Raw genomic sequence first — 7,827 nt, 5'->3', positions numbered from 1 at the left:
GTAGGGCTACAGGTGTCATTCCAGCGCGTGACGCTGGAATCTAGTCTTTATTATGCAGCTACTTATTTAAAGTTAAGTTTTCTGGATCCCAGTGTCAAGCACTGGGATGACAGGAAGAGAAGGCTACTTGGATGACACCTTGACGATTTGAAGAATCATCATACCGCTACGTGTTAGCGGCTAAGAGATACCGCGAATGAATCGCGGTATGACGGTTCGTGGTGGTATGACGGTCTGCGGCGGAATGACGGTTAAGCAATTCGTCATCCCGCTGCTTGTTAGCGGATGAGATACCGCGAATGAATCGCGGTATGACGGTTAAGTAGGGTGTCATTCCAGTCTGGAATCTAGTTCTTATTGTACATTTACTTGGTGTAGAGTTAAGTTTCCTGGATTCAAGTAGTCAGGGCACTGGGATGACGAAAAAAGGAGCTACTCGGATGACATCTTTCTTCTTGGTATAAATTACTTTTATATCTCAATGTTCATACAGCTATGCACGTTGCCGCATAGTGGATGAGCTCTAAGAGTATAGTTTTTACATAATAATATAACATTCTGTTCATAAATCAATGTTTCAACGTACAACAAGAACATTTTCATTGTGATTAAGATTTCTAGTATGTATATTAATAAATCTTGTTCTCAACTAAGTAATGAAAGTAATAATTGTCATAATAATGTTATTGTGTAGCAGTTACACAATGGCAAGCGAGCGAATAAGTCTAGTGGATAAAAAACTATCTCAAGGATATGTAGCTCCAGTGCTTACAGAAGATAGCGTTATTTTATCAGACAAGCACGGCGCTTTATATTCCTTTGATATTGATAACTCAAAGGCTATGAATTGGAAATTACACCTCTCACATAGGAAAAAAATTGGTAACATTAGCCTATCGCATTATGAAAAAAATGTTTTCTTTATAGTGGATAACACTTTACACGCAATAGATGCAAAAACTGGCAAGATTGAGTGGGAAAAAGAATTGAGAGCTCCAGTAAGAGGGAAAGCAGCAGTAATAAATAATAAATTGGTAGTATTGACTATTGATAATTATCTGTACGTGTTTGATATAAAAGATGGTAGCTCCGCTTGGGCTTATCAAAACGGTATCAATGAGGTTCGAGGTTTGTATTCCATATCGCCAACAATTTCTAACGATAAAATAATAGCACCATTTTCAAATGGTGAGTTAATAGCTTTTAATGAAGACGGTAAAAAATTGTGGAGCCAAAAATTGGCTACAAACCTTTTGGATACACAGCTCACAGATGTAACTACTACACCGAGAGTGCTTGGCGATACTTTAATAGCTACAAATAATTCTTATATTTATGGTATTAACGTGAGATCAGGAAATATTTTATGGTCAAAGTCACTGCAAGTAAAAAATGTATCAGACATTGAGTCATATTATAGTCCTCTTATTCCTGCAGAGAAACAAAAAGAAGGCGGAAGAATTTTTATAGTAACTGAAGATAATAAAATAATCGGCCTGGATATAAAAAATGGAGAAACAGTCTGGGCATCTGATTTAATAGAAAATACGCAATTGTTTGCTCCAATTGTGCATGCCCATACACTGTGGGTGACAAGCAATAAAGGTTCAATGCTTGCTTTTCCTGGATCTGAAAGTGCAGGAAAGGTAGTCAAAGTACCTGGTAATGTGTTTCACACTCCAGTGTTTACTCACGATAAAATATATGTAACAACTGAGGGAAATGGTGTTTATTCTTTAGAAAATAGGTTTGTTCTTTATGATTGATTATGATCTGATTGTTATAGGTGGTGGTCCAGGCGGTTATAAGTGTGCTATCGCTGCTGCAAAACTTGGATTGAAAGTTGCCTGCATAGATAAAAATAGCATTTTTGGTGGTACATGCTTGCGAGTTGGATGCATACCTTCCAAAGCACTACTTCATTCTTCCTATCAGTATGCTCACACGAAAAATGATCTGTCGAAGCTTGGCATAAAAATTAAGGATGCAAGTTTCGATTTAAAAGAAATGCTAAGCTATAAGGATGCCAGAGTTCAGGAACTTGGAAAAGGTATAGAATATCTGTTTAACCTTCACAAAATCACTAAAATCAATGGACTTGGGAAAATTACTTCTTTTGACCAAGATAATCTTGAAGTTTCAGTTGAAGATAAGGTGCTGAAGACAAAAAATATAGTAATTGCAACCGGTTCTGACGTTATTTCTTTGCCAGGAATTAATATCGATGAGGAAAGTATTATTTCATCAACTGGTGCATTGTCTTTAACTGAAGTACCAAAAAAACTTGTCGTAATCGGAGCCGGGGCAATAGGGCTTGAAATGTCTTCTGTATGGAGGAGGCTAGGGTCTGAAGTCACTGTAGTAGAATTTTTTGATAGAATCGCTGCAGCAATGGATGGAGAATTAAGTAAGTCTCTACTTTCTAGTCTACAAAAACAAGGAATAAAATTTTTACTTAGCACTAAAGTTGAGGGAATAAAACAAAGTAGTAGCTCTTTGAGTGTAAAAGTTTGTTCTGTAAAAGATAATCAAACAAACACTATAGAGGCGGATAAGGTATTGGTGGCAGCAGGACGCAAACCATACACTGAAGGTCTTGAAAAAATAAAAAAAGATAATCGTGGTTTCGTTCAAGTTAACAACAGATATGAAACTAATGTGAGAGGAATATTTGCTATTGGTGATGTGATTGGTGGAGCAATGCTTGCTCATAAAGCAGAGGAAGAAGGAGTGGCAGTTGCAGAGATAATAGCAGGACAGTCACCTCACGTTGATTATGAAATTATACCATCTGTCATTTACACTCACCCTGCGGTTTCTTCGATCGGTAAAGCCGAAGAGGAACTCAAAAATGCTGGCTATAAGTACAAAGTTGGTAAATGTCAATTTGCTGCAAACGGCAGAGCAAAAATCACTGGTGATGCTGAAGGATTCGTGAAAGTGCTGACTTGTAGCAGAGCAGATACAATACTAGGTGTGCATATCATAGGAGCATACGCTGATACGCTAATCAACGAAGCAGCGGTTGCAATGGCATATGGCGCAGCAGCAGAGGATATATACAGAATTTGTCACTCTCATCCTGATATAAATGAAGCCTTTCGAGATGCGTGCATCGATGCTTTCTTTAAAAAATAATTGTGGACCTCGGTTCAATCATTGAAAAATGGTATGAGTGGCTGAGGTGCAACAGATCTTATTCACCAAACACTTTAGATTCATACATGAGGGACTTGAAGGATCTTATAAGTTTCTTAAATACTTACATTGGTGGAGAAGTAAATGTCGGCACTTTGGAAAATTTGAGCATACCTGAGCTCAGAAGTTGGCTTACCTCTCGGTATGCAAGAGGTGTGAATGCAAGATCTAACACTCGAGCACTCTCAGTAATCAGAAATTTTTTCAAGTACATAAAAAACAACTACAATATAGACAATGAAGCTGTATTTTCCTTATCAAGGCCAATTCAGAGAAGAACTCTGCCCAAAGCATTATCAATACCTGATATAAAAACTTTGGTGAAAGAAATGAAATTATCTGACTTGAGCAAACCTTGGGTGGTAAAAAGAGAAATTGCAATTATTGTCCTGCTATATGGTACAGGCTTAAGAATCAGTGAAGCGTTGAATCTTGGGGTTAGTGATATTAACAATGAAAGTTTAATAGTAACAGGTAAGGGAGATAAACAAAGGCAGGTATTCATTCTTCCGGTAGTAAAAAAATGTATACAGGAATATGTAAAAGCCTGCCCTTATCTTGGCATTAATAATGAAACACAATATCTTTTTTTGGGAGTAAGAGGAAAAAAATTGGGAAGAACTTATGTGGCTAATCGTTTGCAGAAAATAAGGAGAATATTAAATCTACCAGAAATTTTATCTCCACATGCATTTCGTCATAGTTTTGCTACTCATTTGCTTCAGGAAGATATTGATATAAGATCAATACAACAACTGCTTGGTCATTCGAGTCTTGAGACTACTCAAGTTTACACTCACCTCAATTATCAAGATGTTTTTAACATGTACAAAAATTTTCAGCAGAGTTTGGAGAAGAAGCCAAAACCTTAACTTCATTCTAAACTGATAACATTACCAAGCTGAGTGCTTTTAACGTCGCTAAGTGCTGTGTTTGCTTTGTATGAACAGTAGCATCCAATTGTAAAGAAGGCAAATGCAGTTACAGCAAGTGGAATACATATTTCCAAATTAGGTATTGTTAAACATGCACCAACAGCAAACGCTCCAGACAACACAAAAGAAGCAGAAGCGAAGTTGCTTTGTTTTCTACTAGGAGAAATTACTTGTGAGGATTTTTTGTTTTTATTACTCAGACTTTTAGTACGGAGCAATCTATTTTCTGATAAAAGCCTATCTCTTTCTTTCCTTACTTGTTTCAAATCTCTTTCTAATAGTGAAATTTTGCCAGTTTTATTCGTTAGCTCTTGCTCTTTCTCTACAAGTTGAGCTTTTGTCTTTTCAAACTCTTCTACAAACCTCTCAAAATCTTTTGGTATATTATTCGTATTTGCAGGAAATTTTTCATTTAGATAATTTGTAATAGATTCGATTGGATTATTAATACCCCTCAATGCAGCAGTAACAATTGCACGATTTATGAAACAATTATCTTCTACTAATTTTTTACATCATCTAAATCTTTTTTATTAATAGTATCGGTTAATCGCTCTGTAATAGCTTGTTTAATTATTTGCTTCACCCATGAATTTCGCTCTATAGCTTGTATTGACTTTATTTGACTAAAATCTAGCTCTTTATGTTTTAAAAGTTTTGTCAATACTTCTTTGTTATCTGATGTTATTCCTTGTAAACATGATTGAATAATTAAGCTAAGCAGCGTTTCTATTTCTCCATTTTGGTTTCTTTTTCAGCAATTAGGGTTAGACTCTTGATTTAATAGTCTTTTCGCTTGGTAAATGTTTCCGCTAGAAAGAGCATCTAATAATTCTCTTCCTTTTCGTGCTTTTTGTATTTCTATTATCAAATACTCAGCACGATTTTGTCTAGCACATTCCTCAGGATTTTGCTGTTTTTTATTAGTTAGGTAAGTGCTTATGTTTGGATGACTTAGTAAGAGTTGTAACGTTTTCTTTTGCTGAAAGCACATTGCTAGATATAAAGCTGTATTGTTATTATTTTGTTCGCGAATATTAACATCTATGCTCCGGTGTAGTAGAAGTAACCTAATCATATTCTGATATTCTTTTTCTGTTTTAGAGCCTGCAGACAAATTAATAGCTATGGATATCAAAGGTGTCATGCCCTCCTTATCAAACGCATTAACATCCGCACCTTCTGCTAGAGCTTGTTTAAAAGCTTCTAGGTTTTCATCATCAATAGCCTTAAATAACTTTTGTGTTGGTTCATCAAGCGGTTCTGGAGTTCTCTGATTATATCCGTAACCAGTAGTACTTGTCCTATTCCCTCCATAAAGCATATTAAACCTACCTAATAATTTACTAATATAAGTATGTAAAAAAAAGGAAAATTGCAAGTAATTTATTCAAAATCCTAGAATTAACTACGACTCTAAAAATTTTTCTGCATCAAGTGCAGCCATGCACCCTGTTCCTGCTGCAACTACTGCCTGGCGATACACCTTATCTTGAACATCACCTGCAGCAAATACTCCTGCTTTACTAGTTAAAGTTGTTCCAGGTTTTGTAATTATATAACCCTGCTGATCCATTTCAACAAAGCCTTTAAAAATACCTGTATTTGGTGCATGCCCAATTGCAATGAACACTCCATCCACTTCTAACTCTTGAGCTTCCGTTGATTTAACTATAATACCAGTAACTTTTTTTGGATTTTCTTCTCCAAGAATCTGCTCTATGGTGTGGTTCCACATTACTTTTATTTTATCATTTTTAAAGAGCCTATCTTGCATTACTTTTTCCGCTCTTAATTTATCACGTCTGTGTATTAATATCACTTTTTTGGCAAATCGAGTTAAAAATATTGCTTCTTCAACAGCAGTGTTTCCACCACCAACCACAGCTACAACTTTATTCCTAAAAAATGCACCATCACAAGTTGCACAAGCTGAAACTCCGTAACCTTGAAATTCCTTTTCACTCTTGAGACCAAGCCACTTCGCTTGTGCACCAGATGCAATTATAATTGCATCTGAATAGTAGTCATTAGTATTACCAGAAGATCTAAAACTATATTCATTAGAATCCTCAAGTTGTTCAACGCTTTTTATCTCATCATCTATTATCTTTGCTCCAACCTTTTCTGCATGCAACCTCATTTGCTCCATTAGTTCTGGCCCTTGTATTGAAACAAAACCAGGATAGTTTTCAACATCTGTAGTAATTGTAAGCTGACCACCAGGCTGCATTCCCGTTACTACAATTGGCTCTAAGTTTGCACGTGCTGCATATATAGCAGCAGCATAACCCGCTGCTCCAGATCCAATAATAAGAACTTTTGTACTAAATCTATAATTCTTCACTGTATGAGTTTAGATAATCAGCTACTCCTTCATTACTCGCCTGCATTGCCGGCTTGCCCCTCTTCCATCCAGCTGGACATACCTCACCATGCTCTTCATTATGTTTAATTGCATCAACGACTCTAACGAACTCATCGATATTACGCCCTAAAGGCAAATCATTTATTGATTGATGACGTACAATAAATTTATCATCAACAACGAAAGTTGCTCTCAGCGCAATTGAGTCATCATATAAGACCCCATAGTCTCTTGATATAGACTTTTTGATATCAGACACTAAAGTGTAGCTAACTTCTCCAATACCACCATCATTAACTGGAGTGTTTCGCCATTTATAATGTGAAAATTTTGAATCTACACTTATTCCTATCACTTCAACACCACGTTTTGAAAAATCCTCTATTTTATTACTAAATGATATCAATTCAGTTGGACAGACAAAGGTAAAATCAAGTGGATAGAAAAAAAGGACAGCATACTTATTTTTTATGCGCTTACTCAGACAGAAATCATCAACAATTTCTCCGCCAGAGAGAATAGCTGAAGCAGTAAAATCGATAGCAGATTTTGTTACAAGATTCATAATCGACCTATTCTTTTAAAATAACTTCAATTTTACATCTTAATAAACTTATATGCAAGTTTTCTTTGGTTTTAGTCCTATAAAAACTTCCTCAAATAGCTCTTCTTTTTTACCGATAAGATACAATCTAGTTTCACTTTATGACGGTGTCGTCCCAGCGCCCCTATGATGTCATTTCGGTGCTCCTTTCTTGTCATCCAAGTAGCCTCCTATAATGTCATCCGAGTAGCTGACACTTGTATCTTTATGATGTGAGGCATTAGAGCTAAAATACCTCACAGGGAGGGTGAAGCTGATGCGACACTAATGCCATTAAGGCCGAATCCCAGATTTTGCTTGCCTCCCATAGAGTTAAAGACAGAACAGTATCTTTTGGAATTATATCCCGTATTACAAGGTTAGTCTAAACTCTCAGTTTATTTATAGTCTTGGAGGCAATTTTATGCAAGTAAATGCTATTTTGGGTGTGGATATTTCAAAAAAGAAATTTGATGTTTGTTAGTGGAGAGTAAAAAACGACACAAAGTCTTTCAAAATAATCAAGATGGTTTTGCAAAACTTGTAGTTTGGTGCAATGGCCATGGAGCAAATCTTACTCATTTATGTCTTGAAGCAACTAGTTGGTATGGAGAAGATTTGGCTACTTTTATGCACGATTTAGGACATAATGTCAGTATAGTAAATCCAGAAAGCTTTTGGCAAAAGTGAGCTGCTCAGAAATAAGACAGATAAATCAGATGCAGCTATGATAGCTAGATTTT

Annotated in this window: 8 protein-coding genes and 1 pseudogene; 4 read left to right on the top strand and 5 right to left on the bottom strand. The window is 36.0% G+C overall.

Annotated elements, in window-relative coordinates; genetic code table 11:
• The first annotated feature begins 656 nt into the window (after positions 1-656).
• The 3 genes from OZD70_RS02440 to OZD70_RS02430 are packed head-to-tail and all read left to right on the top strand — an operon-like array spanning position 657 to position 4,070.
• A complete protein-coding gene (locus OZD70_RS02440) occupies positions 657-1,766 on the top strand; it encodes an outer membrane protein assembly factor BamB family protein (RefSeq protein WP_182183793.1) in 1,110 nt (369 codons plus the stop codon).
• Complete coding sequence (gene lpdA / locus OZD70_RS02435; RefSeq protein ID WP_182183791.1) at positions 1,759-3,138, top strand: dihydrolipoyl dehydrogenase; 1,380 nt, start codon at positions 1,759-1,761, stop codon at positions 3,136-3,138. The genes OZD70_RS02440 and lpdA overlap by 8 nt, the downstream gene beginning before the upstream one ends.
• A 2-nt stretch (positions 3,139-3,140) precedes the next feature.
• Entirely contained in the window at positions 3,141-4,070 is a 930-nt protein-coding gene (locus tag OZD70_RS02430; RefSeq protein WP_275020633.1) for a tyrosine recombinase XerC, read from the top strand.
• Between the two features lie 2 nt (positions 4,071-4,072).
• Here OZD70_RS02430 and OZD70_RS02425 read toward each other — a convergent pair whose 3' ends face one another.
• The 5 genes from OZD70_RS02425 to OZD70_RS02405 form a co-directional block, all read right to left on the bottom strand.
• Entirely contained in the window at positions 4,073-4,591 is a 519-nt protein-coding gene (locus OZD70_RS02425; RefSeq protein ID WP_275020631.1) for a TomO hydrophobic C-terminal domain-containing protein, read from the bottom strand.
• 44 nt (positions 4,592-4,635) lie between these two features.
• Entirely contained in the window at positions 4,636-4,797 is a 162-nt protein-coding gene (locus OZD70_RS02420) for a hypothetical protein (protein ID WP_275020630.1), read from the bottom strand.
• Between the two features lie 90 nt (positions 4,798-4,887).
• On the bottom strand, positions 4,888-5,457 hold the full coding sequence (locus OZD70_RS02415; protein WP_275020629.1) for an ankyrin repeat domain-containing protein: 570 nt from the start codon (positions 5,455-5,457) through the stop codon (positions 4,888-4,890).
• Between the two features lie 84 nt (positions 5,458-5,541).
• Positions 5,542-6,480, bottom strand: coding sequence for a thioredoxin-disulfide reductase (gene trxB / locus OZD70_RS02410; protein WP_275020628.1), 939 nt, complete (start codon positions 6,478-6,480; stop codon positions 5,542-5,544).
• Positions 6,467-7,066, bottom strand: a complete 600-nt coding sequence (locus OZD70_RS02405; protein ID WP_275020627.1) for a peroxiredoxin — start codon at positions 7,064-7,066, stop codon at positions 6,467-6,469. The genes trxB and OZD70_RS02405 overlap by 14 nt, the downstream gene beginning before the upstream one ends.
• Positions 7,067-7,508: 442 nt before the next feature.
• On the opposite strand from OZD70_RS02405, the pseudogene OZD70_RS06115 reads away from it, so the two are divergent.
• Positions 7,509-7,827, top strand: a pseudogene (locus OZD70_RS06115) (IS110 family transposase); the annotation flags it as partial.

Source organism: Wolbachia endosymbiont of Drosophila tsacasi (assembly GCF_028982115.1).
In the GTDB taxonomy this organism is placed as follows: domain Bacteria; phylum Pseudomonadota; class Alphaproteobacteria; order Rickettsiales; family Anaplasmataceae; genus Wolbachia; species Wolbachia pipientis_B.
The sequence above is the reverse complement of the archived record's forward strand: the minus strand, read 5'-3'. Positions and strand labels throughout refer to the sequence as shown.